The organism is Zavarzinella formosa DSM 19928, assembly GCF_000255705.1.
Classification (GTDB): Bacteria; Planctomycetota; Planctomycetia; order Gemmatales; family Gemmataceae; genus Zavarzinella; species Zavarzinella formosa.
In genome coordinates, this window is the sequence record NZ_JH636447.1 from 30,688 (window position 1) to 53,387 (window position 22,700).

Annotated in this window: 29 protein-coding genes and 2 pseudogenes; 14 read left to right on the forward strand and 17 right to left on the reverse strand. The window is 59.0% G+C overall.

All coding sequences use genetic code 11. The features are described 5' to 3' along the window. The 4 genes and pseudogenes from BGIM_RS0136795 to BGIM_RS54370 all read left to right on the forward strand — a co-directional run. Nucleotides 1-297, forward strand: a pseudogene (locus BGIM_RS0136795) (TROVE domain-containing protein); the annotation flags it as partial. Then, the gene (locus BGIM_RS0136800; protein ID WP_020474628.1) at nucleotides 294-503 is read left to right on the forward strand and encodes a hypothetical protein; all 210 of its coding nucleotides are present in this window, start codon (nucleotides 294-296) and stop codon (nucleotides 501-503) included. The pseudogene BGIM_RS0136795 and the gene BGIM_RS0136800, both read left to right, overlap by 4 nt. Next, the gene (locus tag BGIM_RS0136805; protein WP_020474629.1) at nucleotides 500-835 is read left to right on the forward strand and encodes a hypothetical protein; all 336 of its coding nucleotides are present in this window, start codon (nucleotides 500-502) and stop codon (nucleotides 833-835) included. The genes BGIM_RS0136800 and BGIM_RS0136805 overlap by 4 nt, the downstream gene beginning before the upstream one ends. A 1,204-nt stretch (nucleotides 836-2,039) precedes the next feature. After that, entirely contained in the window at nucleotides 2,040-2,315 is a 276-nt protein-coding gene (locus BGIM_RS54370; RefSeq protein WP_020474632.1) for a YgaP family membrane protein, read from the forward strand. Nucleotides 2,316-2,429: 114 nt separating this feature from the next. On the opposite strand, the gene BGIM_RS0136825 is transcribed toward BGIM_RS54370, so the two are convergent. From BGIM_RS0136825 to BGIM_RS0136845, 5 genes are all read right to left on the reverse strand, one after another. Continuing rightward, nucleotides 2,430-3,644: a DUF2252 domain-containing protein gene (locus BGIM_RS0136825; RefSeq protein WP_020474633.1), complete on the reverse strand. Its 1,215-nt coding sequence runs from the start codon at nucleotides 3,642-3,644 to the stop codon at nucleotides 2,430-2,432. Between the two features lie 60 nt (nucleotides 3,645-3,704). After that, on the reverse strand, nucleotides 3,705-3,935 hold the full coding sequence (locus BGIM_RS0136830) for a hypothetical protein (protein WP_020474634.1): 231 nt from the start codon (nucleotides 3,933-3,935) through the stop codon (nucleotides 3,705-3,707). Nucleotides 3,936-3,966: 31 nt separating this feature from the next. Beyond that, a complete protein-coding gene (locus BGIM_RS0136835) occupies nucleotides 3,967-4,203 on the reverse strand; it encodes a hypothetical protein (protein WP_157369705.1) in 237 nt (78 codons plus the stop codon). 134 nt (nucleotides 4,204-4,337) lie between these two features. After that, nucleotides 4,338-5,042: a response regulator gene (locus tag BGIM_RS0136840; RefSeq protein WP_063607950.1), complete on the reverse strand. Its 705-nt coding sequence runs from the start codon at nucleotides 5,040-5,042 to the stop codon at nucleotides 4,338-4,340. A gap of 329 nt (nucleotides 5,043-5,371) precedes the next feature. After that, nucleotides 5,372-5,608, reverse strand: coding sequence for a hypothetical protein (locus tag BGIM_RS0136845; protein WP_157369706.1), 237 nt, complete (start codon nucleotides 5,606-5,608; stop codon nucleotides 5,372-5,374). A 299-nt stretch (nucleotides 5,609-5,907) separates the two neighbouring features. Between BGIM_RS0136845 and BGIM_RS54375 the strand changes: the two genes are divergently transcribed. Further along, the gene (locus tag BGIM_RS54375; protein ID WP_020474638.1) at nucleotides 5,908-6,279 is read left to right on the forward strand and encodes a response regulator; all 372 of its coding nucleotides are present in this window, start codon (nucleotides 5,908-5,910) and stop codon (nucleotides 6,277-6,279) included. Between the two features lie 5 nt (nucleotides 6,280-6,284). On the opposite strand, the pseudogene BGIM_RS0136855 reads toward BGIM_RS54375, so the two are convergent. The 4 genes and pseudogenes from BGIM_RS0136855 to BGIM_RS0136870 all read right to left on the reverse strand — a co-directional run bounded on the left by BGIM_RS0136855 (nucleotide 6,285) and on the right by BGIM_RS0136870 (nucleotide 9,778). Continuing rightward, nucleotides 6,285-6,578, reverse strand: a pseudogene (locus tag BGIM_RS0136855) (plasmid stabilization protein). Between the two features lie 38 nt (nucleotides 6,579-6,616). Beyond that, a complete protein-coding gene (locus BGIM_RS0136860) occupies nucleotides 6,617-7,795 on the reverse strand; it encodes a zinc-dependent alcohol dehydrogenase (RefSeq protein ID WP_020474639.1) in 1,179 nt (392 codons plus the stop codon). A 113-nt stretch (nucleotides 7,796-7,908) separates the two neighbouring features. Beyond that, the gene (locus BGIM_RS0136865; RefSeq protein ID WP_202947368.1) at nucleotides 7,909-8,925 is read right to left on the reverse strand and encodes an alpha/beta hydrolase; all 1,017 of its coding nucleotides are present in this window, start codon (nucleotides 8,923-8,925) and stop codon (nucleotides 7,909-7,911) included. A 214-nt stretch (nucleotides 8,926-9,139) separates the two neighbouring features. Continuing rightward, nucleotides 9,140-9,778 carry an isochorismatase family cysteine hydrolase gene (locus tag BGIM_RS0136870; RefSeq protein WP_020474642.1) on the reverse strand — a complete coding sequence of 213 codons (639 nt, stop codon included), beginning with the start codon at nucleotides 9,776-9,778 and terminating at the stop codon, nucleotides 9,140-9,142. Between the two features lie 265 nt (nucleotides 9,779-10,043). Here BGIM_RS0136870 and BGIM_RS54380 point away from each other — a divergent pair, with 265 nt between their 5' ends. From BGIM_RS54380 to BGIM_RS0136900, 4 genes are all read left to right on the forward strand, one after another. After that, the gene (locus BGIM_RS54380) at nucleotides 10,044-10,913 is read left to right on the forward strand and encodes an SDR family NAD(P)-dependent oxidoreductase (RefSeq protein WP_040891487.1); all 870 of its coding nucleotides are present in this window, start codon (nucleotides 10,044-10,046) and stop codon (nucleotides 10,911-10,913) included. 207 nt (nucleotides 10,914-11,120) lie between these two features. Continuing rightward, a complete protein-coding gene (locus tag BGIM_RS0136885) occupies nucleotides 11,121-11,363 on the forward strand; it encodes a hypothetical protein (protein ID WP_020474645.1) in 243 nt (80 codons plus the stop codon). A gap of 511 nt (nucleotides 11,364-11,874) precedes the next feature. Further along, complete coding sequence (locus BGIM_RS63925) at nucleotides 11,875-12,219, forward strand: hypothetical protein (protein ID WP_020474647.1); 345 nt, start codon at nucleotides 11,875-11,877, stop codon at nucleotides 12,217-12,219. Next, nucleotides 12,216-12,584 carry an Imm10 family immunity protein gene (locus BGIM_RS0136900; protein ID WP_020474648.1) on the forward strand — a complete coding sequence of 123 codons (369 nt, stop codon included), beginning with the start codon at nucleotides 12,216-12,218 and terminating at the stop codon, nucleotides 12,582-12,584. Before BGIM_RS63925 ends, BGIM_RS0136900 begins: the two co-directional genes overlap by 4 nt. Before the next feature lie 292 nt (nucleotides 12,585-12,876). On the opposite strand, the gene BGIM_RS0136905 is transcribed toward BGIM_RS0136900, so the two are convergent. Together BGIM_RS0136905 and BGIM_RS0136910 are read right to left on the reverse strand one after the other, a co-directional pair. Further along, nucleotides 12,877-13,902: an SDR family NAD(P)-dependent oxidoreductase gene (locus BGIM_RS0136905; protein ID WP_020474649.1), complete on the reverse strand. Its 1,026-nt coding sequence runs from the start codon at nucleotides 13,900-13,902 to the stop codon at nucleotides 12,877-12,879. Nucleotides 13,903-14,225: 323 nt separating this feature from the next. Continuing rightward, complete coding sequence (locus BGIM_RS0136910; protein WP_020474650.1) at nucleotides 14,226-14,486, reverse strand: hypothetical protein; 261 nt, start codon at nucleotides 14,484-14,486, stop codon at nucleotides 14,226-14,228. A gap of 149 nt (nucleotides 14,487-14,635) precedes the next feature. On the opposite strand from BGIM_RS0136910, the gene BGIM_RS0136915 reads away from it, so the two are divergent. The 3 genes from BGIM_RS0136915 to BGIM_RS0136925 all read left to right on the forward strand — a co-directional run bounded on the left by BGIM_RS0136915 (nucleotide 14,636) and on the right by BGIM_RS0136925 (nucleotide 16,213). Continuing rightward, on the forward strand, nucleotides 14,636-15,067 hold the full coding sequence (locus BGIM_RS0136915) for a hypothetical protein (protein WP_157369708.1): 432 nt from the start codon (nucleotides 14,636-14,638) through the stop codon (nucleotides 15,065-15,067). Nucleotides 15,068-15,115: 48 nt separating this feature from the next. Continuing rightward, nucleotides 15,116-15,544, forward strand: a complete 429-nt coding sequence (locus BGIM_RS0136920; protein WP_020474652.1) for a hypothetical protein — start codon at nucleotides 15,116-15,118, stop codon at nucleotides 15,542-15,544. Between the two features lie 72 nt (nucleotides 15,545-15,616). Further along, the gene (locus BGIM_RS0136925; RefSeq protein WP_020474653.1) at nucleotides 15,617-16,213 is read left to right on the forward strand and encodes a hypothetical protein; all 597 of its coding nucleotides are present in this window, start codon (nucleotides 15,617-15,619) and stop codon (nucleotides 16,211-16,213) included. A 17-nt stretch (nucleotides 16,214-16,230) separates the two neighbouring features. Here BGIM_RS0136925 and BGIM_RS0136930 read toward each other — a convergent pair whose 3' ends face one another. Beyond that, complete coding sequence (locus BGIM_RS0136930) at nucleotides 16,231-16,743, reverse strand: hypothetical protein (RefSeq protein ID WP_029631352.1); 513 nt, start codon at nucleotides 16,741-16,743, stop codon at nucleotides 16,231-16,233. 86 nt (nucleotides 16,744-16,829) lie between these two features. Further along, nucleotides 16,830-17,363: a hypothetical protein gene (locus BGIM_RS0136935; RefSeq protein WP_157369709.1), complete on the reverse strand. Its 534-nt coding sequence runs from the start codon at nucleotides 17,361-17,363 to the stop codon at nucleotides 16,830-16,832. Nucleotides 17,364-17,769: 406 nt separating this feature from the next. Between BGIM_RS0136935 and BGIM_RS0136940 the strand changes: the two genes are divergently transcribed. Both BGIM_RS0136940 and BGIM_RS0136945 read left to right on the forward strand, forming a co-directional pair. After that, nucleotides 17,770-18,153 carry a DUF2147 domain-containing protein gene (locus BGIM_RS0136940; protein WP_020474656.1) on the forward strand — a complete coding sequence of 128 codons (384 nt, stop codon included), beginning with the start codon at nucleotides 17,770-17,772 and terminating at the stop codon, nucleotides 18,151-18,153. A 19-nt stretch (nucleotides 18,154-18,172) separates the two neighbouring features. Continuing rightward, nucleotides 18,173-18,775, forward strand: a complete 603-nt coding sequence (locus tag BGIM_RS0136945) for a hypothetical protein (RefSeq protein WP_157369710.1) — start codon at nucleotides 18,173-18,175, stop codon at nucleotides 18,773-18,775. Between the two features lie 652 nt (nucleotides 18,776-19,427). On the opposite strand, the gene BGIM_RS0136955 is transcribed toward BGIM_RS0136945, so the two are convergent. The 4 genes from BGIM_RS0136955 to BGIM_RS0136970 all read right to left on the reverse strand — a co-directional run. Beyond that, on the reverse strand, nucleotides 19,428-19,958 hold the full coding sequence (locus BGIM_RS0136955) for a general stress protein (protein WP_020474659.1): 531 nt from the start codon (nucleotides 19,956-19,958) through the stop codon (nucleotides 19,428-19,430). Nucleotides 19,959-20,285: 327 nt separating this feature from the next. Further along, nucleotides 20,286-21,044: a class I SAM-dependent methyltransferase gene (locus BGIM_RS0136960; RefSeq protein ID WP_020474660.1), complete on the reverse strand. Its 759-nt coding sequence runs from the start codon at nucleotides 21,042-21,044 to the stop codon at nucleotides 20,286-20,288. Between the two features lie 224 nt (nucleotides 21,045-21,268). After that, a complete protein-coding gene (locus tag BGIM_RS0136965; RefSeq protein ID WP_020474661.1) occupies nucleotides 21,269-22,036 on the reverse strand; it encodes a hypothetical protein in 768 nt (255 codons plus the stop codon). A 43-nt stretch (nucleotides 22,037-22,079) separates the two neighbouring features. Continuing rightward, the coding region (locus BGIM_RS0136970; RefSeq protein ID WP_238537800.1) for a class I SAM-dependent methyltransferase at nucleotides 22,080-22,700 on the reverse strand (621 nt) is incomplete at its 5' end.

Consider the following 22,700-nt stretch of genomic DNA (forward strand, 5'->3'; position numbering starts at 1 on the left):
GACCTAAAGGAAGTGCCGGGCTGTCGCGGGTTTGCTCTGCGTGATGCTGTTGTCGGTTCCCAGCCGCATGGCGGGACGGAGCTAGGAAAGGCGGTCGGCAAGGTTCCGGCCTGCGACCGGTTGATTGTCATCACGGACGAGCAGAGTCACGACCCGGTGCCGAACCTGAAGGGGTTCATGATTAACGTCGCCAGCGCCAAGAACGGTGTCGGCTACGGCTTGTGGGTCCACATTGACGGATGGTCTGACAAAGTGCTGGATTACGTCATTCGACTGGAAGACTCGGCGGCTGAATGACCCCGGATGAGTTCGCAAGGATCGGCCTCAATCTGTACGGGCGTCGCTGGAAATCGGCGATGGTCCGTGAGCTTGGGCGCCATCCGGTCACAATTCACAAATGGCTGCGGCTCAACCACATCCCGCCGCATGCCGCAAATCACGTCAAATTGCTTGCCAGTCGTGGTGAGCAGTCCAAACCAACCAAGCCAAGGAGGGCAAAATGAGCGATAACAATGCAACCGACAGCCTGCGCAGAGCCTCCGTGGCCCGCATGAAGCACGCGATAGCCGACGCACAGCAGTTGGTCGTGATTCTGGACAAGATCAAGAACGGCAATGCCCCCATTCAGGAGATGGCCAATGCTCGCGGAACGGTGGCCAAGTTATGCCAGTTCGTCCATGAAGCCAGTGCGTACTATTCGGCGTTTGAGACAGTGTGCGACAAGAAGGCAGCCATCCCGATGGGTAGGCCGAAGATCAGGAAGCTGTCGCCGTCCTTTGTGCGGAAGCGGTGGAAGGCGTCTAGGAACGAAGGCTACAGCGAGGGCAAATGTTAGCGTGGCTCTTCAATCTGATCGTGGGACGGTTCTGCCGGCACAAATGGAAAACCTTATTGAGCGGGTATCGGACTTGGGATGGGCATATGATCGGTCGGTATTACGATTTGCGATGCGAGAAGTGCGGTGCGATCAAGCGCAAGTAGACATAAGCAGTCAAGTAACGGACGAAAAGGGGAAACAGTCCAGAGTTGGACGGGAAGCGAGGTGAAGTGGTAGCGATCAATTTCCAAGAGCGTTTTGCTGACTCGGTGCAAGCAGGAATCAAACGGCAGACAGTGCGGTGAAATGCCAGATGCAAGCTCGGTGATCGTCTGCAACTCTTCACTGGGCAACGAACGAAAGCGTGCCGAAAACTGATAGTCCCAGATCCATTGTGCGTAATGGTCGGTTATTGTGCGATTCGTGAGTCGGGAATCACCTTTGGAGACAAGTCACGTCATCCTGCCACGGCTGATGAGTTCGCTGTGGCCGACGGGTTCAGGGATTACGACGAGATGCTCTCGTGGTTCTGGGAACGGTATGGGCGAGGAGAGTTCGTGGGCAAGGTCATCAAATGGGAACTTCAGGAATGACCAGAAAGCCCTAACCCTTCCCCCACGTCATCCTCGCTTCCACTCAGATGAGCATTCAAAACCGGCCGTTACTCGAAAACTGCGTTGGATGCTTGCAGGATGTGGCTCATGAAAGGAAAGGGAGAGTGATCGCCCATAAATTGGTCAAACAAACGACAAAGACGGCCACGCCATGACCCGCCTCCTCACTGTCTAGTTGGCAACGATCCCCCTCCTGCTGGAACGCTTCTCCTGGATGCCCAAAAGTAACAAGCCCCGCTTGGTGGTGTTGTACCGTGCTTTGAAACTGTCTGAAGATGAGAGGTTGAGGCTGGAGTTGAAGGTGGCGGAGTTGGAGGGGAAAGAGGGGGAAAGGAATTGGAAGGCGAGGGTGAAGAAGTGACTTGCGTTCCGGCTTCGCCGTCGCTTGCTCTCGGGCTTCGGCCCCTGACGCCCGCTAACGCAAGGAATCAAAACGAAAACGATCGCATCTCTGCGGCTATTTCGGCAAATGCATCCCCGGCATCCGGCGTGGGAGTATGACAAAAAGCTTGAAAGTGTGGTGAGTTTTTTCGGTCAGTGGCGCCCTGGTTGCAAAACAGGCTGACTTGCCGTCTCTGGCGGCTTCATCCACGAATCAAGGAGACATCATGGCGGCGACAACGGAATATTCGATGACGAAGCAGCAAGTGCGGGATCTGGACCAGCCACCCCATGACACCGAGGTGAATGTCGGACCCGATGAACGTGCCCTGTCCACCGTGGGCGGGGCGGTGTTGGCGGGGTTCGGCGTCGGAATTGGCGGCATGGCGGGATGCCTGCTCGCCACCGTGGGGGGAGCGATTGCCTATCGTGGCGTCACGGGGCATTGTTCCGCGTATGCCGCGGCGGGAGTGAGCACGGCCGGACGGGGTGATAGAAGCTAAAAGCCTGTTTTGATTTCCTCCAACCAAACGCGGGGCATGGGCGGTCTTGATGGCCGCAGATGTTTGCGTCTGCGAGGTCCGCCCCAAAACCAACATTCTTTGTGCAAACGGCTGTCAAACCCCGCCCGCCATCGCATATTTGCGGCAGTGCTCCAAATAACCGCCCTCATGGCTGGCGACCAGTTCGACGACGCTCGACCAGAGCCAGTGAGGCGCATCCATTGTTTTGGAATGGTTGCGGCTCATCTCAGATTGCCACTTTTTCCGGCCCGTTTCGTCCATCTGCCGGGCGTGGGCCTTCCCCAGCACCGTCGCCAGGAACCGGGCCACTTTCAGAGCTTCTTCGCGGGACAGGTTTTCAATGTCGAATTTCAAATCCTGCGGGAGCAGTTCCCGGAGGAAGACCGAATGGCCGTCGAGTTTCGCGGCCAGCATGCGGTCTCCCAGGGAGGGGGACAAATGCCACGCCCCCTGCACGACCCGCTCCCCGTTGTCGCGGGGCATCCTGGCTTTGAGGTGGCGCGGGGCAGATGGCTTGACCGCCTCCTTGATGTCAATCAGGCACAATTCACCCTTTTTGCCTCCGACGCGGAGCAACACAGCGTACCGCAACCGGCCGAGGGAGCTGCACCCCTTCACCCAATAGGCCGCGTCGAGAGCCTCCACCGGCGCGTCCGCGTCTCGCGAGCCCAGAGCCGTGACCAGCCGGCGCAATTGTTCGGTCTCAAACAGCGCGTGGATCTGTTTCTTCTCGGACTCGGAAAGAGGCCAGAAGTTCTTTCCCAATGGAATCGTGGGTGTTGTGTCCCTGATCCGCTCACGGGCCAGGTGCTTCCACTTGCGGTTCAACGCCTCACGCATCGCCCACCGCACGGCTTCGGGCTGTTCGGTCTCCCCGCCCCCCGTGTCCGATGCCTGCAAGAAGGATTGGGCATATCCCTCCGTCACCTGCTCCAGCATCTTCACGGTGGTGACACCCGGCAGGTCGGAGCCTCGCGCGGCGGTCGCCAGCGACAATCCGAGACGGATCAGATCGTGGGCGGGGTTGCCGATGACGGTTTGGTCCAGGTCACGGATCTGGATGTCGATTTTCCCCTTGGCGCTGGCAATCGGACCCAGATTGCCGAGATGGCAGTCTCCGCAGATCCAGACCGGCGGCCCCTTGGGAGTTGAGCGTCCGCCCGTCGTGGCGAGCCATTCGTAAAACTGCTGTGTGTTTCCGCGAACGTAGGCATGGGCCGAGCGGGCCATCTTTTGGTTGCGAAGATCGGTCAGGGCGGCCTGCCTCTCCTCGAACGAACGCACTTCCGGCGGAGCTTTTTTCTTCATGGTTCATGTTTGATGGCGTGGTGATCTTTGCGATAATTGCGGAAAAACAACAGGCCTGTCTCAGGCCGTGACCATGCTTTGCACGGCCGCCTCGACTTCCTCCGGCCAGGGGAGCGAACGGCTGTCCAAAATCATCACGGGCACGCCGTCCACATACACCGAGAATTCCGCGGCCCGGCCGTTGATGATGCGCGGGCTGATTCCCAGACGTTGACGGAGGATGGCCGCTGTTTGTTCGGTCAGGCTTCGCACTTCCGGATTGCTCGGGCATCGTTTGATCAGGAGGTTCATGTTTCGAGATTCATCAAGGGTTGGTGGGTGGTCAGGCTTTTAAGACGAGGGCGATTTGAACGGCAGTCTCCACTTCCTGAACGGATGGCAGGGTGTCGATGCTTCTTCGCAGGATCAGGACATCATTCACAAAAATGGCGAATTCCCCCGCGTCTCCGTTCTGGATCACCGCATGGACATGAAGATCACGTCCGAGCGCGGCGGCCACGTCAAGCGCGTAACGATGCGCCATCGGGCATTCCTGCGAACTCCTGATGACAGTATTCATGGCGTGCTCCGGGGAAACATTGGCAGGAACTGGAGCATCTCACATGCCGATTGACATAAATCCTTATCAATTTTGGTTTTAAAAAAGATTTTCGGACATTTGTTGACGGCAGAGGCATGATCGAAAGGCGGCGGTCATGAGAATTCATCGCCGCCAAGGGGCGGGTCAAAAGCCGCCTCGTCCAGCCAGCCGTTCTTCAAGGCATGGCGAATCAGATCGACCCGGCCGCGCAACTTCAGTTTCTCCATCGAGCGGGATTTGTATGTTTCCACGGATTTCACGCTCAGACGAAACTTGGCGGCCACCTTCTTGTTGCCGTGCCCAGCGGCGATCAGACGCATCACCTGGAGCTCCCGCGCGCTCAACGCGGCCTCCGGTGTTTCGGGACTGATGAAATCATCGGCCGCCCTTCCCGCAATCTCCGGGTCCAGATAAATTCCTCCGCCGGCCACCGTCCGAATCGCTTGCGTCAGTTGATCGGCGGGCGCCCGCTTCAGGACGTACCCGGCGGCGCCCGCCGCCAGCAACCGCCTGACGGAAGTTTTCTCCTCCCTCGCCGTCAGGACAACGGCCTTTTGATTCTTCCGGAGTGAGACGGTCACCATCTCGCCATCAACGCCCCCAAGAGAGATTTCCAGGACCACCACATCCGGCTCCAACTCTTTGGCCAGTCTGACCGCCTCCTGCCCGTCGGCCGCCTCTCCGACAATCCGCATGTCCGGCTGGATGTTGACCAGCGCCTTCACCCCCTCGCGCACGATGGGATGACCGTCGGCAATAAGGACCGCGAGATATTTTGCTTGTGGCGGCAGGGGATGGCTCAGGGAAAAGTTGGGAATGTTTGACGGGTGAGAAGATTGTCCGTGCTGACGGTCTCCATACGCAAGGGGGTTGAAAAGATTGGCGTGAGAGTATTAGGTCCGGGAGATTTTAAAAACTCTGACATTATTCTGCCTGTGATGACCGGAAAAGTTCTAATCAAACAGCCATATTATCCAAGTCCGTATGCCGCCGGATCCCCGGGCGGCGTTTGACGAATGTTTGCATGGTGTTCTTCACCTGGGGCGACCTATGTAAACGTGTGTCAGGATCAACGCCGAAAACAAAACAACTGTTGCAAAGCAATACGAATATATGCTTTCTACTCGATCATCTGTATGAGATTGAATCATGCGACCGCGTGCGTTGCTCCCCAAACCGCCTTTTCAATCTCCTCAATGTCGGGCAAAAAATTGCTGTCGCGACGGATCACTTCAATGCCGTTGACAAAAATCACAAACTCTCCCGGATCACCGTTCTGCATGACGGCGTCAACGTGGAGATCCTCAAAAAGTCCCTTAAGGACGGACTCCATGTAACCTTTGATTATGGGACAGCGTGGACAGCGTCTGATGACCGTGAGCATGATCGTCTCCGTTCGCAAACGGGCATGGTTGGGAAACAGCATCCCTTGGGCCAGTGTTCGTGAATATTCCGAAAGGATTGTTGTCCAAGGAAATGCATATGATTCAGGGAAATGCGACGGTGGCAATCAAGCGCCGCCGCCACTCCGACAAGGGGCTTGCCCTCAGCCCTAAACATCCTTTCCTGAATAAATGAAGTTGACCGGGCTGAAGGATCTGAGAAAATTTTATTTAATATTCGCTTGCCAATCAGCCAGCGGTTTCCACCCGTGCGTCATTTCAAGCCAGATCGGAGTCGGCAATGACAACCTCTCCCAACCGCCCGGCCGTCCTTGTGGTCGACGACCTGAAAGACACCGCCGATTCACTGGCGACGGTCCTGGACATGATGGGCTACGACACCCGGGTGGCATATAGTCCCCGGCAAGTCGGCGAATTAGTCCGGTCCGGGTTTCGGCCGGACGCCGCCGTGCTGGACATCGACTTGGGCGAGCAATCCGGCTTCGACGTGGCCAGGGACTTGTGCGCGGCCTTGGGTCGCCGTCCCATGCTGGTCGCGCTCACAGGCTACTCGTCGATGGAACCGCGGGCCCGGCGGGAGGGATTCGATCACTACTTTTTGAAGCCGGCCGAACCGCGGGACGTGGCGGGAGTGCTACCGGCCGCCTCTTGAAGCCGTCATTTTGCGGCATTCCGCTTTCGGGTCGCCGCCGCTTTCTCCGCCGCCGCCGACCGTTCGGCTTGCGGAAGCCGCTTCTCCCTTGGTCCCGCCCTTCCGACTGGAGGCGTGTGAGTCGGGATGCCCCCCCCGCCGACCGATTTCTTGCCGCCCCCCGACTCGCTCTTTACCGTGGCCCAAGCCCGGCGGCTGGCCTCGCCCTCCGAAACCCCGCGATTCTCATAACTGTCGGTAATGTGTTCGACTTTCCGTTTCTGCTTGGCCGTGTGACTGGATTTGTCGCCGCGTGGCATGATTGTCTCCTCGGTCAAACGGTTGGTTTCCAAAAAACTCAGGGGCGCAACACCACTTTGATGCAACCGTCCTGTTTGTCGCGGAACGTCTTGTAGGCCGCCGGGGCCTCCGCGAGCGGCAGGCGGTGAGTGATCAGGAACGACGGGTCGATTTCGCCCTTCTCGATCTTCTCCATTAGCGGCTTCAGATAACGATGGACATGCGTCTGGCCGGACTTCATCGTCAGGCCCTTGTTCACAAAGGCCCCCATCGGCACTTTGTCCAGGAATCCGACGTACACCCCCGGCACGGACACCGTTCCCGCTTTCCGGCAGCACATGATGGCCTGCCGCAGGGAGGCGGGACGGTCCGTGCCAATTCCGATGACCGTTTTCATCTTGTCAAGCACGGCCGGAATGCTTCCCGTCCCGTGAGCCTCGGCCCCGACGGCGTCAATGCAGCGGTCCGGCCCCCGCCCTTTGGTCATCTCCTGAAGACGGTCGTAGACGCTACCCTCGACGTTCATGAAGTCGATGGTCTCGGCCTTCCCATGTGTCTCGGCGAGCCGAAGCCGTTCTGGCACGGTGTCGATGGCGATCACCCGTCCGGCCCCGAACATCCACGCGCTCTTGATGGCAAACTGGCCGACCGGACCGCAGCCCCACACCGCCACCGTGTCCCCGGGTTCGATTTCGGCGTTCTCGGCGGCCATATATCCGGTCGGGAAAATGTCCGTCAGAAACAGGACTTTTTCGTCGGGCAACCCGGCCGGAACCTTGTACGGCCCGACATCGGCGAACGGCACCCGGACGAACTCGGCCTGCCCGCCGGGGAACCCGCCCAGCATGTGGGAATATCCGAACAGCCCGCTTGGGGAATGCCCCATCGCCGCCTCGGCGATTTTGGCGTTGGGGTTGGAGTTGTCGCAGCAGGAAGTCAGCGTCTTCTTGCAGAAAAAGCACGAACCGCAGGCCATCGTGAACGGGACAACCACGCGGTCGCCTTTTTTGAGGTTCGTGACGGCGGCGCCCGTCTCCACCACCTCGCCCATGAACTCATGGCCGAGGATGTCGCCCGCCTCCATCGTCGGCATGTAACCGTCGTACAAATGGAGGTCCGACCCGCAAATGGCCGTCGCGGTCACCTTGATGATCGCGTCGCGGGGGTTTTGAATCACGGGATCGGCGACGGTGTCGACGCGCACGTCGCTCTTGCCATGCCAGCATAATGCCTTCATTTGTCTGTCCTCGGTGAAAGGTCGGAATGAAAACTGACTGAATTACCGCATGGGCCGGAGAGAATCGAGATGTGCCACGGGACGGACTGGGTGAAAATCAGGTTCACCCGGGGCTATTTGCCAAACCCCGCCTTGAGCCCTGCGGCGTCGAACTTTACGGCGTCCTTCGCCTTGTCAATCACCGCGCCCATGCCAAAAAATTCATGGGTGACCCCCTCGAAGTTTTTGTGATCCGCCTTCACCCCGGCCTTCGTGAGAGCCCAGGCGTACTCCTTGCCATCGTCACGCAGCGGATCGATGTCGGCGGTGATGATGGTTGCCGGGGGAAGTCTGGAAAAGTCTCCGGCCAGAAGCGGCAGCGCATAGGGATGCGGGGCCTGATTGCCGATGTAGTGGGCGAAAAACCATTTCATCATTGGCTTGTTGAGCGGCTTCGCGTCGGCGTTCTCCAAATAGGAAGAGGTGTCAAGGTTGTTGTTCGTCACCGGATAGACGAGCAACTGGCACACGGGCGGTTGAATGCCTTTGTCACGCGCCCGCAGGCAGACGACGGCGGCCAGATTCCCGCCCGCGCTCTCGCCGCCCACCGCGACCTTCTTCCCGTCCCCCTTCCAGTCGGCGGCGTTCTTCAACACCCATTGGTATGCGGCGAACGCATCCTCGGCGGCGGCGGGGAACGGGTTTTCCGGAGCCCGGCGGTAATCACAGGACACGACCAGATAGCCGGCCGCGTTGCACAACGCCCGGCAGGAGGAGTCATAGGCGTCAATGCCGGCAATCACCCAGCCGCCGCCATGAAAGTAGGCCAGAACCGGGAACGGACCGTCGCCTTTCGGTGCGTACACCCGCGCAGTCAATTTCCCGGCGGCTCCGGGGAATGTCACGTCCCTGACCGATCCGACCGGTTCGGGATCAACGGACTTGCCCTGTTTTTTCAGAAGGGCTTTGACCGCGTCTGAGGGACCCGGCTGCTTGCGGGCCTCCTCCGGCGTCAGCTTGTCGATCGGCTTCGGGTTCAAAGCGGCAAGCTGGTCGAGGACCGCCTGCATTTGCGGGTCAGTTTTTTTCTCGGTGGCGCGGGCTGAAGCAACCAAGGCGCAGAACATGACGCATACGGTCAGGAATCTCATGATGAAATTTTCCCGGGGGATGTTTGAGGAAACACCCGATTTTTATTGCAAAACCGATGCCGCATGATCGGTTTGCGCAAGCCACCCGGCATGGGGACAATCCCCTGTGGAACCTCCTATTATCCTGGCACGACGAGGGCTTAAAGAAGTGAAAAAGCCGCTCGCAAGGCATCACGCCCCGGTCTTCGGCGGAACGGAGTGTGTTCAACCATGCTTATCCCGGTGAGGTTGACGAACCGTCGGAATGACGGTTCGCATGTCGGATGGCCTCGGCAAATGACAGTTCCCGGACCGGTCGCACATCGGCCTTGAACACCCCGGTTAACAACAGCAATGCCGCCTGATTTTCCTCCTGCGTGTTGGAGGCGATGGCGTCGGCGGGCACGATGATCCGAAACTCGCGCATGTGGGCGTCGGCGGCGGTAAACAGGACGCAAATGTTCCCGGCGAATCCGGCCAGCACGACCAGCCGCGTGCCCAGGCTGCCGAGAAGCGTGTCCAGGGAGGTTGAGAAAAAACCCGAGTGCTTCGGCTTCAGGACAAAATAATCATCTTTTTCGGGACTCAGCAGCGAGGCGATCTCCCGACCGCGCCCTTGAAGGGCATGATTCACGGTGGCCTTGAAATCCGAGCGCCAGCGGCCGAAGTTATCGTTCAAATAAATCACCGGCACGGATTCCCTCCGGGCGAGGCGTTTCAATTCTGCAATGCGTTCGGCCGCCGAACGGGCATGGCGAAGCAACTGCTCGCATTCGGGGAAATCAAAATCATTAATCACATCGGCGAGCAGGAGCGCGGCGGGCGATTGCGGCGGGGCCGAAGCATGCGGAGAGTCTTGCTTGTCGGACTTCATGGGAGGGTGATCAGTCAAAGGAGGATGGTGTTTGGTCAGACAGCAAACCCCGGAACTGACATTGATTTGGTCGTTTGCGTTCACATCACTCTCTCGCCATGATCCGGGCTGTCAATCCATTCATCCCCTGAAACGGGGCCGCCCCGAGAAAGCCAATAATGACAGGTTTTTCGGAAAATCCGGCACGGGTGTTGCACTTTTGCCAGTGATCACAACCTTCCGGACGGCTTCATGCGCTGCCCGGTCAATTCTTTGGGGCGCAACAATGTCCGACAACAACGAATATCAAGGCAGGATCGTCGTCATCACCGGGGCGAGCAGCGGCTTCGGCCGGGGAACGGCTCTCGAACTGGCCAAACGCGGGGCCTCGGTCGTTCTCGCCGCTCGGAGCCCGGAGGCGTTGACCGAACTGGCGCAAGAATGTGAAACGGCGGGGGGCCGGGCGATGGCCGTCCCGACCGATGTCAGCGACAGGAACGCTGTGGCCGCCCTGACGGACAAGGCGGTGGCCAGGTTTGGGCGGATCGACGTCTGGATCAATGGCGCCGGGGTGGCCGCGGTCGGCCGGTTTGATCAGGTCCCTCTGGAGGATCACGAGCAGGTGATCCGGACTGACCTGCTCGGCGTGACCTACGGCAGTCACCACGCCATGTCACACTTCCGCGCCCGGGGAAAGGGAACGCTCATCAACATTGCCTCGGCCCTCGGAAAAATCCCCACCCCGCTTTATGCCTCTTACGTGGCGTCAAAGTTTGGCGTCGTGGGCCTGGGTGACGCGCTCCGGCAGGAACTCGGGGAGGAGAAGATCACGGACATCCGGGTGTGCACCGTCATGCCAATGGCCCATGAGACCGAATTTTTCGAGCACGCGGGGAATTACACAGGCAAGAAGGCGGTTCCAATCCCCCCGACGTATGACCCGAAGACAACCATCGACGAACTGGTGCGACTGGTCGTCGAACCGGAAGACGAAGTGATCACCGGCTGGCAGGGGGGCCCATTCAGCTTTCTCCACCGTCTGATGCCCAAGGCCATCGAAAAACTTATGGCAGGGAACACCAATGCCGTCCAAATGGGCGAATCGATGCCTGCCCCGAAGACGTCGGGAATCATTCATCAGCCGTCCAAGGCATGATTTCTGGCGGGCTTGCTCTGGCGGGGCCGGAGGAAAATCCGGCAAATTTCACATCGTTGAAGAGTCGGTCAAACGGGACCGGAGAAGTGACAGCAACAGAAGTTGGCGGCGAAAAGGGTTGAGGGCACCGAAAATCAAAAACAGGTTTTTTGGGCGCTTTGATTGCACCCTTGTGTCATTCCTTACCTCCCATTGGAGAATTAAATCATGAGCAAGAAGAACCACACTCCCGGCCCGGTGCCATCTGAAAACCGATCAAACGCCGGCACGGTCTTTGAAGAACCGGACCAGGACGAATCCGGGAAAACTTCGGGACCGAAGGATGCCACGGGAACACAACAGGATACCAAGCATCGCCTCGGTGACTTCACCGGAACGGGAGAGCATTCAAGGCAGGAACCTGGACCGAAGAATGATGGCGGGAAAAGGCATGGCGAAGACGCCGATTAAGAACCCGGTCAAAAGGGGTGACGAATATTGCCCCTTTTGCTTGCGCACTCCATCCATGTCCATAAACTCAGGTGACGACAATGGCGAAACAAAAAGACGAATGGGGTCTCTGCAAAGACTGCAAATGGTGGCAGATTGAACCGGACGGCTCGGTTGAGAATTTGACTCTTGGGCTTTGCATCGACGAGAAACTTCAGCCATTCCAGCTTCGGGTCTCCGGAATTAGCGGCTGCAACAGGTTCATGAATGGAAAGCCGGCCAGGGCAAAGGGGTCTTCCGATGCTCCGCCGTCAGCCGAGCCTGTGCGATGAGTTGGTTTGGAGTTTTGGCTTGATGATCGATTCGGTCGAACCAAGCTCGCGTGCGAACACAATTTCCTCGGAAAATGCAAGAAGGTCACCACAATCTGACCTGAGAGACGTTTTGACGGATTAAGGGCCTGACGCACGCTTATTCTGCGTGGGATTGGCAACTTCAGTAAAATAACCCATCATCCCGTGCATGAAGCGGCATGACTCCCCTGGAATTGTTGACCCGACTTGTCCAGGTCTTCCCAGCGTTTGCCGGCTTCTGGGACGATCCCGGAAACTGTTTCCGGGAGGACGACTGCTCGTTCACCCACTACGGCGTGTTCGCCGAGCTCGCAAGCTTCCTGCCAGATACGTTGTCCAAGTCACAACAAGAGGCCCTCGGTGAAATGGTGTCGCAGTGGGCCGCCTCGGACGACGAAGCGAGGAACGCCGTCTGCAAATGCTTTATCGAGTGCGTCGCCGGTGGGCTTGCGGGCGAGAAGCTTCGTCCATATCTGACCGGGGCGGCCTTGGACTATTACCGGGCTTGGAGCGTAGAGAAATGATGCGCGAATTTCACGCCACCGCCGTCGAAGTGTTCACAGACGAAGGAATGCTCACCGTCCACTTCGATGACGGGGCCGACCACTACCTCCAACTCCAATCACCCGAGGCAGACACGGAGGACTTTGAAACCGGCTATGGGAGCGTGTACGTCGAATTGGATGACCAGAGCAACGCGGGAGTGAATTGCTTCTCGGCCGCCGATCTGACCCGGACCAGTTTTCGGTTGACGCTCGCGCGTGACGCCGCGATGAGCAATCATGGAATCGTGGTTGTGACATTTGAAATAGACGACGATGCTTACGCCAGTTTGCGGCTCGGCTTGGAGCGGTTGTTCCGTTCATTCACTGGCTTCAGCACGGCATGAAACATCCGTCAAGTCGGCGCGAATCCTAGCAGAATAAAATTTACGACTGGGCGATGTTTAAGGAGGCTCGATTGAATTCTTCGTCGCCACCGGACAAAAGATCAAGAACAACGGAAAATCAGACTAACGCCGGATGTGGCGTTCTCTCCTGATTGGGTTGTTCGTCGCCTGCTTCTCTCTCCAATTCGGTCATCCGCCGCTTCCGATACTTGACATGAATTCCCGCAAAACTGATGGTTTGGCCGTGTTTGGAAATCGAGTATCGAACTGTTCTGCCACGCGAGGGTGGCTGTCACAGAATTGCGGACAACGGCTGGCCGCCAGTTTCATTATTGCGGACGGCCGCCCGGTCAGGCACCGCGGTCAGTGCCGGGTTGACCAGCCGACGGCTGCCACGCCCGGCGACAGAGTTCGCCCCGATCCCGCCGGGCTTCGGCAGTACCAGATCATTGACCAGCGTGGCTACTCCAGACATCAAATTCGGACAAATCGCTTGGGCGATCACCGCCAGTTTGGCCGGAAGGCCAAGAACCAGTTCCGAATCTCCGGCGGCGCAGGCGGCCAGAATTCTCCGGGCGGCCGTGTCGGCCGACATGGATAATCCGGGTGTCGCATTTCCCAAGGCAAACCATGCATATTCCTCTTCGTGTCGTCCCTTAAAGCGGGCGTTGAGATGGCTGCCCGTCATCATCAATCCGGGGCATATGGTGGTGACCTTGACGCCTTCCGAGGCCACCTCGGATCTCAATCCCTCGGAGAATCCGACCAAGGCGAATTTGCCGACCGAATAAGGCAGCAAATGCGGCACCGCCACTTTTCCGCCAAATGACGAAATATTAACAATCCGGCCCTCGTTGCGGGCGCGCATCTGCGGAAGCACTTCCTGGCAGGCGTTGTAAACCGCCCAAAAATGCGTGTCGAGGGACCGCTCAAAATCGTCAATCGTCAGGTCTTGGAGCGAGCCCACCTCGATGATCCCGGCGTTGTTGATCAGCACATCCACCGGCCCGAGTCGACGGCTTTCCTCAAGAAACCGCCGGATATTGACGGCGTGTGTCAGGTCACAGGCGGCGGCGTGAACCGTCGCACCGGCGGCGCGCAGCTCGGCGGCGGCAGATTCCACGTCACCGGCGTTCCGGCTGCAAACAGACAGCCTCGCTCCAAGAGAGGCCAGCCGACGTGCCATCGCCAGGCCCAATCCCCTGGTCCCGCCGGTGATGACCACATGACGGTCCCGGTAATCGTATTTGGGTTTCAATGCCCGATAGGCATAATAACCGCCGACGCCAAGGGCGGCGAGTTTCATGATTCGATTCATGCAATGACTCCATGACAAAGCTGAAAACTCCCGTGCCGGATCGGGAAGGACATTGAAGCAGCCGAAGGCCGACATGGGATCATGAACGATGCAAGGGAGATGCCAACGTCGGCTTGAAATGTCCGATAGTGACAATTCTCCTCAAAGGACGGTGGTTTCGGAAGGAGCGAGCCGGGACATCCGTTGAGTCGAGTGAAGATAGGCCAATGTTCAGAATTCCGTAACAGAGTCTTTCGGTCAGCCAGTCCGTAGGAATGAAAAAACCAACACCATCATAACCAACTGAACTCTGTCATAACGAAGGCAAATCGCATACCGTCCGGTTAAAACCCCTTCACGCTGACACGGCCAAACTCCCCGGCCAGCCAAGCGACCAGTAGCCCGAGTTGCGTTCCTGTGCGGGCGTAGTCGCAGAAGCACACCCCCTGCGGGTCGAGGGACAATGACGCAGACGCCCAGCCACCTCCGTAGGATCCGACCGCGAACCCGTGCTCCGTCTCGCGGACTTCCGGCAACCGTTGGATCAGAAGGAGTATCCGGGCGGGGTCGGGGGCGTCCACTCGGAGTGTGCATTCGATTCCCATTGGTGATTCCTTTGCTTTTCCACGGGAATGAGCGGTGCCACGCTCTCAAACGCCATATCCACGACGGGCGTTTCAGGAAAGTTACACCGTTGATGCTCCACGCAACGGTATACTGGTGCCGATGCGTTGGTGGCCGGATAGGAGTTCCCATGTCACGAATACTTACCGCCGTGGTCTGTTTCACGTTGGTTTCCTTCGGCGCCGGCCACGCCGGTGAAACGGTGATTCAGGTATCGGCATCCTACACGGGGCTGGTCGGGGACATGGCGAAGATGGAACTGGCCCCGCAGAAGTTTCAAACCGCCCGCCACCACCTGATCTCAGTCGACGAAGTGATAGCGATCTGGAAGGCGTGGCGGCCGTCGGAGGCGGTTCCCAAGTTCGACTTCACTATGGGCATCGTGTGCGTCATCGTGTCCGAAGCCGCCGACCCGCCGGACATTGTGCCGAAGATCGACGAAGATGCGAACGTGTCGCTTTACAACGGGGCGATGAAGCAGGACAGGAAGGGCTTCGCTTACCGGATCATTGTCATCCCCAGAACCGGGGTAAAGACGGTGTCGGGCGTCCAATTGGAATAGAATTGGTCGGTATCTTCCGGGGATATGGCAACCAACAGGGGCGAGAGAATGGGGCAAGGCGCGTCGCCGGAGGACATCCGGCAACTCACACGGTACTCGTACACGCACCTGGCGGCGTGTCTGCCGTTCGTCGCACTGGGCGGGTTCGGAGTCATCCCCCCGTGGGTATTCGCCGCCGCCTCCATGCCCTTGGGAGCGGTGGTCGGCCGGTTTACCCTCCGGCCACCGAGAGCCGGGGTGCTGGCCGGGATTGCGGGCATGGCAGTCGCCGGGGTGATCAGCGGCGTATTGGCGGCGTTGGGCGCCATCCTGGACCCGCGAGTGCTGACCAACCCCCGGCAGGCGGTCGCGTTAGGGGCCGGGGCCGTGGTTGGGTGTTTGGTCGGGTGGCTTGTGTGGGACACGATGCGGGGGCCACAATCGGGGACCGGGGGCACGGATGCCAAAGCGAGCGAAAAAGGCGAACGGGGAGTTTAGCTCTTGAAATGAGAGGGCCAGACGCGTCGGCCGCAGCCCTTAAACGTTTCATTCGATGACGGAGGAGGAACCGTGGGATGGCGCTGCTCGGTGAACCTATATCTGCCGCCTCTGCAAGTGGGACCGGCCTTGCTGGCGGTGAGCCGGGCCGTCGTCCCGTCAGCCGACCCGCCGTGTGCGGTGACGCTGCCGGGCGGCGAGGTCATCCGACTGCCGTTTGCCCCCGTCCCATCCATCACTCCCGAACCGGTCGTGATCGGACGTAAATCGGCGTGGTTTGAAGTGGTCCTCCGGGTTCCCGCCGACGAGGTCACGGACGAGTGGTGGGACGACGAGCCCGATGACGAGTGCATAGCCCTCGACGCTCTCCAACTGACCGTGGCGACGGGCGAGCGGTACGCCGAACTGTCGTTCACCGCCACCACCGGGGCGGCCAGTTCGGTGCTGTTCGAGTCGGAGTCGGCCCACGCCGTTCTGCTTGGGGTGCTGCGGCAAGCCGGCGGGCTCGCGGGGGTCATCTTGACCGACACCGTGGTCGAAGTCCGCGATTTGGCGGCCCCGGACCGACTTCTTAACGTCGATTGGGACTGGGTTCAGGCCGACGACGAGGCGCACTTCCTCGACCGGCTGGCCGAGCAGGTGGTCCGGCAGCGGGCTGGCGGGGCGTAAGTCCTCAACTCAGGCCGTTACTTACGGAGAAAGTCGATCCACTCCAGATTGACAGACGCCGGGTTGCCCTCGAAGAACGGCTTGGGCAGACGCATTACAAAGTAGCCATTTTGCAGGGGGATCTTTTGCGTGGGCTTTCCGTCCGCACCGATACTTTGAAAGTCCATCCAGAAGGGGCTCTTCGGGTCGGCCGGCGATTCTTTGCTGTACTCCACCCACACGTGGACTGGCTTGTCGTCGCGGTGGCTCTTTACTGTCGCCCCGAGCGTCACTTTCTCGCTAATCGCGAAGAACTTCTCCAGGCCCGATATTCTCAGCCGCAGGACAATGTTTTCCGGCCAGGTCTCCCCGGTGCGTTCGATGACCAGTTCGCTGATGCCGGACGGGGACGTGATGTCGATGATCGTCTTGCCGTCTTCGATCTTTGTGGTCACCCGGTCGTCGTCTCGTTTGCTCTTGAATTTGAACGTGTCGGCGTAAGCCCAGCCGTGGGCGGTGAGAAGGGCGAGTAATGGGAGTATCTTCAGCATGATTTTGCCATAAAAATGGGATGCTTGGCATCTTTGTACGCCTTCGCTTTGTCCGTCGCCGTTTCCTGCGTATTCACAGCCCAGAGTCACTTTTTCTCCGGCCCGAACTTCAGGTCGGCGGGCCCGAACCCGTCCGTCTCATTCGCCTTGGCGTCCCGGTAGAAGTCGAGTCGCCTCGTCGCGTACCCGACCAGGTGATGTAAGCCGTCTGCATCCCGCCGGAAGACCGCCTCCACCCGACTGTCTCCTTTCCGGTCTTTGAATAGCTTGACGACCGCCGCCGCCGGCGGGGCAATCCGGAGGCGTGTCGCGTAGAATTGGAGGCTCTCATCGTCGTTCCACGCCGGAAGGCTGACGAACACCGTCACCGGCTTGTCGGCTTCCAGTACGTCGCCAAGGTGCGGGAAGTCGGCCGTCACCCCCTTTTCCACCGAAGTCGCGCCGACAACCATCCTTTGGCGCCGGAAGAAATCTTTGACCGACTCGTCCCGGTCCGTCACCACGACAATATCCTTGGAGGGGTTGGCCACCACCCGGTCTGCGGACGCCACCTTCGGGGCCGGTGCCGCTCCGGCCACCGCTGCCAAGCCAAACACCATTGCCGTCAGAACTCGTCGCATGGCCATATCCCTGATACTGTTATTCCCAGACGCCTCACTCTACCGCAAGAAGACCCTGGTTCCAACTCGGCGTTGCGCAAGCGTTACCGAACGTGGGGGTAGTGTCATAAAGTCGCCAAGAAAACCGCTTGACTAATATCGCGATTCGCTCCGGTGTAAGTCCCGTTGAGCAATGACGCTGATCTGACATTATTGGCCGTCACGAAACAGCATGCCGGGCCATCGCTGATACAAGCAAACGGAGGCTTTGTCACCTGCTGCCACAAGGGGCAAACCTTCAACCTACAGTTCTTCGACCATGACTCCACAGAACTCATCGACAGCCAAGGTAACCAGCCAACAAGCTCTACAATAGCCGAAAGCGCCCGATGCTGGCGTTTCAGATGATCCATAATGGAGTTGGGATATGAAGGCGATTCTCACGGCAGCACTGGTGTTCGGGTTGTGCAACATCGCGGTGGCCGACGACAAGGCCGATCCGGTCGGGAGTTGGAAGTGTGAGTATACGGTCGGCATGATGAAGCGGGAGTCCACCCTTTCCATCAAGAAGGTTGGGGACAAACTCGTCGGGACGATGGACTGGCCGGATCAAAAAGAAGCGAAATTAAAGGACGTGGCGTTCAAGGACGGGGAACTGACGTTCACCGCCGAGCGGGAGTTGAAGGATATGAAGCTCGTCATCAAGTACAAGTTGAAGGTCGAGAAAGACACGATCAAAGGGAAGGGCGAAGTGGAAATAGGGAACGAAAAGCGGGATTTCGAGATTGAGGGGAGGCGGGAGAAGAAATAACGGGCGGGATGTCGCAGGCATGTTACATCCCCGCCGAGCGTGGGTGCGGTATACTGTCCGCAATTCCCAGCAGGAGTTCACCGTGTCACGGATCACATTGTCCACTCTCGTTGCCCTGCTGTTCTCGGCGGCTGCCTACGCCGAAACGGTTAAGGCCGAGATCATGCTGCCCCGGCTCTCACCCGACAAGACCAGCTTTGACCAACACCCGGGGCTGACTGAAGCGATTGCGGGCATTTCCTCGCTCAAAGGCCAAGACTCCCGGTTTCCCTTTGTCAGTGGCTTTTTCATGGGCGCCACGTTCGATCCAAGCAAGGCTGATATCGGAGACTTGGCGAAAGCGGTCGCGGCCGTTCCCGGGCCGGAGCAACGGAAGGCGAACCCCGTGGCCATCCTGGTGCTGTTCACCGAACAGGCGGTCGATCCCGCCGCCCGAAAAGATCAAGTTGAACAGGCATGGAAGGGATTGGAAGCGATCGCCGGGATCGACGTGCCGGCATCCCGGAAGCTGAGCGGGGGCGGTGCGGTGTTCTTCATCGTCCTAGATGAAAAGGGAGAGGCCAAACTGGCTCCCATTCGCAAGGTAATCACTCAGGCTGGCATCCCGATTCGGGTTCGGTGATGGTCATCTGTAAATGATTTGTTTTGAGTATGCTGAGGGCGTGGAGGGCTGGCAGTGCTTCTCGACTCGGGCGCAGTTCAATCACATCGGACTGGTCATCCGGGCCTTTGTCCGGCTCGAATGGCATCGCTTCACCACCGGACTCAGTTAGTTCGAGGCCAAGCAGCGAATTATCCGCGAGGCCTTCAGGCAATATTTCGAACAGCCCCTTTACAACCTGCCAAAAAGGGCAACTGCGTAATTCCTAGATATATGGCATATGCAATAGATCGTATTCACGATAGCCGTAAACGCCTTATTCACAAGCACTTGCGGACTGTAATGAATATTTGGCGCAAATGCCTGTCACACAAGGGTTTAACGACGATTTTCTTAGTTATCGTGAATAAGATCTAATATCCAACGTGTTGACGTCCATTTGGAAATCACACTTGCTTCAATCCCATCTCGCCATCCTAGAAGAGTCTGGCAGGATTCCTGCGGCTACGAACATTCATCAGGGAACCGTTTCGCAGTGTCGAGAGGTAAGTATCGAGTTCTCGTTTTTCTCGGGAAGACAATGCAAAAAAGGACGGGGAATTACCGCCGCGCCTTCGGCGCGATTGCTGCTGAAGTTGCCGATCAAGCCAAGCCATGACGGCTTGACATTGACTTACACGGCCGGCGTCGCCAGTCGGCCGGTGGCCGAGCCGATGTCACGGTTGTAGCCGTTGTTGCGACGGATGATGGCGAATGCGTCGCCATGACGGCCTTCGGCATTGACGGTGACCACAGTCCGGCCGGCCCGAAATTCATCGTCATAATATTTGGCGTCTTCTTCAGGAAGACCCAGTCCGACCAAAGTACCGACCAGTCCGGCGATAGCCGCCCCGCCGGCCGCGTTGGCGAGCAGGGCCGCCAACGCCCCGCCGGCAATCACCGGGCCAATAGCCGGTATCAGCCCCGCCAAGATGCCAAGGCCGACGAGTCCTCCCACGCCAGCGCCCACGCCAGCGCCAATCAGAGCCCCTTCTTCGGCCTTGTTGCCGTGGGTCTTGTCGGTCGCCCATCCATCTTTGTTATGACCGACAACGCCGATTTGAGCGCTCGTGAAACCTGCGGCGCGGAGATCGGCAACCGCCTGGTCCGCGTCGTGTCGGTTTTCGAACACGCCGACCACTGCCGAATTTGTTTTGCTGGTCATGATGTATATTCCTCGGTGAGAGTTGCTAACTTTCGTCCTGTTCCTGATGGCAAAGGGCCTTCAGAATGGCGTGGCGTGTGGCTTTGCAACCATGATGCCGTTCAGTGTTAAACCTTCTAATTCGACAGAATGGAAGTGCGAATTACATCAGAGGCCCCGTTGCCCAAAAATAATGAGAAACACTAGTGTCACCAGTAAGCGGGGCTATTCCTGTGGCGAAATGGGGGAACACAGATTTTGGCCTCGGAGCGAGGCTTGAAAGATTTTGCTCCATGCCCTGATTACTAATCTGTTCAACAACATGATCGGTTGCAAGGATGGGCTGAATCAGCGAGCACGGACAATCCGCAGGAAGTCTTGGTGGCATGACAGCCGATAGCCGCCTTCGGGCCGGGCGAAACGCGCGGCAACATACGCTTCCAAATCAGACCATAGCGGCGGGCTTGGCATGGGCAGGACGTTGAGCACAAATTCGGCGATTTCGCACGCGGTCTGCAAATCATCCGTCTGAATGTGAGCCTGAACGGTGTCCAGCCGGACATCGAACGGCCCCCCCGGCGCCGATCCGGCAACGGCGGCGAGTTCTCCCAAATCAAACCGCCCGCCGATGAAGTGATCCACCATCCGCATGCAATCGGTGTCGGGATTCTGAAGGGCGATGGCCAGCATGCCGCCGGGCGCCAGCCAGCCGATCAATCGCCGGACGGTGGCCTCCCAGTCCGGCCGGGGAACGTAGTAAAAAACGTGCGAACAGAGGATGAAATCCGCCGGCGTTCCGAGTTCGGCCGTCAGAATCGTCTCCGGGATCAAAACAGCCTGCGGGCAGGCCGTCCGGAAATCATCGGCCAGGGTGGGATTCGGCTCAACGCCGATCACCGTCTTGAACCGCTCGGAAAGCCAGGCGGTCAGCTTCCCCGTCCCGGCTCCGGCGTCAATGGCGGTGTCTTTCCGGGGAAGCGACTCGATCTCATGAGTCAGCCAGCCAAGCGCCTTCTCCTTCTGGTCGGTATGCGAGAGGAATGTGTGGAAAGCCCGTGAGTAAGCCGGAGTGGCCGAATCAAAGCGGGCAATATGAACGGGCGGCATTGGATTCCCGAGGTAAGAGTTGCAAAGCAATCTGTCCGGGTGTCATACAGGCGGGGAGCTCCGCGACAGAGATCAGAAAGTGGATTTTCTCGGCAATGGGTGAGTTGGGCCGCGAGGCCGCAGGCGCATCCATGCCTCACTCATCTGTCGGCCGATGAAATCACCCTTGCCACCTCGTTGTCTGCAAGCTCGCCATCGTGCGCGGACTCGGTTTGGCGGGCGAATTACGCGGCCAGACGCAAAATTTGTCTGGCGACTCCGCCATCCAGTTCCGACGCCAGCGGGCCGTTCAACTGGTGTTCAAGATCCTCCAAGGCACGCGAGACCGTCGAGCCGTCCACCACGCGGTGGTCATAAATGAGCCGAACCGTGACAAGGCCTTCCTCGTCAATCGGGCCGTAGTTGAGCGTCCCGGTGCAGGGGGACAACGGATGCAGAGACTGGGAACCCGGCCGTGAGTAAACGCTGAGGGCGAAGGTGCCGAAACAATTCCCCCGGTTGCGGGCGGAGTTCAGGTAATACCACCAGCCCATTCTCCGCAGCGGGCCGGGCAGGCGGCTGACCCGAAGAAGACGTTGGAATTCCCGGCAGGTCTCGACCGGAATGGTTTGATACGAGCGGATGAGTTGCGTCAGCCGTCCGACCGGAATGTTCTCCGGCTCCCGGATGTGGCCGAAAAACACGGCCTTCTCCCCTTGATGTTCCCGCTCCACGGCGATGCTGACCGTGCTAACCGGATATTCACACAAGTGCGCCCACGGAAGTTTCACATAAGCCCGCCGAAGCGCCGGCACATCGCGGGCGACGGAGGCGTAAGCCTTCAGAAACAGGGCCGCCCAGGAGGGGCGAGGGTCCAGTCGTTCCCGGGCCTCTTTCAACCGGCCCAGATCCATCCGTCGCTCGACGGGAACGGTGGGGACGGATTTGGCGGCTCTCATCAGGTCGACAATAAACCGACGGTTCGCGGTGAGACGAACCCACTTGCCTCTCATGGAGTCTCCTCGGGGGGATCGGGCGATCCGGCGGCGAGTTCGTCTACGACGGCGACAACGCCCGGAACAAATAGGCTTGTCCGGCGTAGGTCACCCGATGTTCGATGTTGGTGAAGCCGGCGGCTTGCAACTTGGCCGTCACCTCGGCGTGCGGCAGGTAGTGAAAGCGACCCGCGCGGGCCTCCCGCTTCAGCCACGCCCCGTACCGGATCATTCGCCAGCTCTTTTTCAAGAACCGCATCGTGCCGGTGGTGGTGATCAGGCTGCGGGCCGAACTCAGCCCGACGCGAGCCCACGACGGCGACGGGACATTGACGGAAAAAACAAACCGGCCGCCGGGACGAAGGACACGGCCGACCTCGGCGAGAATCCGGTCATAAGCCGTCTGGGTCCACTCCCGGCGTTCCTGATCCCACGACTCGGCATACGAGATGGACAAGCCGGAGACGGCATGATCGAAACGGCCGTGTTCAAACAGCCCCAGTCCGGCGCTGAAATCATGACACACAAACCGCAGGCGGTCCGGATTGGCGACAAGGCTGGTCCGCAGATCTTCATAAGGCCGGACATTGACGGCGGCGCAATCGACGCCGACCACCTCGGCCACCTGTCCTGCGGTGCGCCGCCAGATCGCCTCGGAGAGGGGGCCTGACCCGCATCCCAA

Excerpts from the sequence above, each read along its gene's own strand:
- BGIM_RS0136945 (WP_157369710.1), top strand. The coding sequence starts at position 18,173 with ATGTTACATCCCCGCCGAGCGTGGGTGCGGTATACTGTCCGCAATTCC.
- BGIM_RS0136920 (WP_020474652.1), top strand. The coding sequence starts at position 15,116 with ATGGGGCAAGGCGCGTCGCCGGAGGACATCCGGCAACTCACACGGTAC.
- BGIM_RS0136915 (WP_157369708.1), top strand. The coding sequence starts at position 14,636 with ATGTCACGAATACTTACCGCCGTGGTCTGTTTCACGTTGGTTTCCTTC.
- BGIM_RS54380 (WP_040891487.1), top strand. The coding sequence starts at position 10,044 with ATGTCCGACAACAACGAATATCAAGGCAGGATCGTCGTCATCACCGGG.
- BGIM_RS0136910 (WP_020474650.1), bottom strand. The coding sequence starts at position 14,486 with ATGGGAATCGAATGCACACTCCGAGTGGACGCCCCCGACCCCGCCCGG.
- BGIM_RS0136960 (WP_020474660.1), bottom strand. The coding sequence starts at position 21,044 with ATGCCGCCCGTTCATATTGCCCGCTTTGATTCGGCCACTCCGGCTTAC.
- BGIM_RS0136825 (WP_020474633.1), bottom strand. The coding sequence starts at position 3,644 with ATGAAGAAAAAAGCTCCGCCGGAAGTGCGTTCGTTCGAGGAGAGGCAG.
- BGIM_RS0136835 (WP_157369705.1), bottom strand. The coding sequence starts at position 4,203 with ATGAATACTGTCATCAGGAGTTCGCAGGAATGCCCGATGGCGCATCGT.
- BGIM_RS0136965 (WP_020474661.1), bottom strand. The coding sequence starts at position 22,036 with ATGAGAGGCAAGTGGGTTCGTCTCACCGCGAACCGTCGGTTTATTGTC.
- BGIM_RS0136865 (WP_202947368.1), bottom strand. The coding sequence starts at position 8,925 with ATGAGATTCCTGACCGTATGCGTCATGTTCTGCGCCTTGGTTGCTTCA.
- BGIM_RS0136905 (WP_020474649.1), bottom strand. The coding sequence starts at position 13,902 with ATGAATCGAATCATGAAACTCGCCGCCCTTGGCGTCGGCGGTTATTAT.
- BGIM_RS54375 (WP_020474638.1), top strand. The coding sequence starts at position 5,908 with ATGACAACCTCTCCCAACCGCCCGGCCGTCCTTGTGGTCGACGACCTG.
- BGIM_RS0136805 (WP_020474629.1), top strand. The coding sequence starts at position 500 with ATGAGCGATAACAATGCAACCGACAGCCTGCGCAGAGCCTCCGTGGCC.
- BGIM_RS0136900 (WP_020474648.1), top strand. The coding sequence starts at position 12,216 with ATGATGCGCGAATTTCACGCCACCGCCGTCGAAGTGTTCACAGACGAA.
- BGIM_RS0136830 (WP_020474634.1), bottom strand. The coding sequence starts at position 3,935 with ATGAACCTCCTGATCAAACGATGCCCGAGCAATCCGGAAGTGCGAAGC.
- BGIM_RS0136885 (WP_020474645.1), top strand. The coding sequence starts at position 11,121 with ATGAGCAAGAAGAACCACACTCCCGGCCCGGTGCCATCTGAAAACCGA.
- BGIM_RS0136860 (WP_020474639.1), bottom strand. The coding sequence starts at position 7,795 with ATGAAGGCATTATGCTGGCATGGCAAGAGCGACGTGCGCGTCGACACC.
- BGIM_RS0136930 (WP_029631352.1), bottom strand. The coding sequence starts at position 16,743 with ATGCTGAAGATACTCCCATTACTCGCCCTTCTCACCGCCCACGGCTGG.
- BGIM_RS0136935 (WP_157369709.1), bottom strand. The coding sequence starts at position 17,363 with ATGCGACGAGTTCTGACGGCAATGGTGTTTGGCTTGGCAGCGGTGGCC.
- BGIM_RS0136870 (WP_020474642.1), bottom strand. The coding sequence starts at position 9,778 with ATGAAGTCCGACAAGCAAGACTCTCCGCATGCTTCGGCCCCGCCGCAA.
- BGIM_RS0136800 (WP_020474628.1), top strand. The coding sequence starts at position 294 with ATGACCCCGGATGAGTTCGCAAGGATCGGCCTCAATCTGTACGGGCGT.
- BGIM_RS0136955 (WP_020474659.1), bottom strand. The coding sequence starts at position 19,958 with ATGACCAGCAAAACAAATTCGGCAGTGGTCGGCGTGTTCGAAAACCGA.
- BGIM_RS0136845 (WP_157369706.1), bottom strand. The coding sequence starts at position 5,608 with ATGCTCACGGTCATCAGACGCTGTCCACGCTGTCCCATAATCAAAGGT.
- BGIM_RS63925 (WP_020474647.1), top strand. The coding sequence starts at position 11,875 with ATGACTCCCCTGGAATTGTTGACCCGACTTGTCCAGGTCTTCCCAGCG.
- BGIM_RS0136940 (WP_020474656.1), top strand. The coding sequence starts at position 17,770 with ATGAAGGCGATTCTCACGGCAGCACTGGTGTTCGGGTTGTGCAACATC.
- BGIM_RS54370 (WP_020474632.1), top strand. The coding sequence starts at position 2,040 with ATGGCGGCGACAACGGAATATTCGATGACGAAGCAGCAAGTGCGGGAT.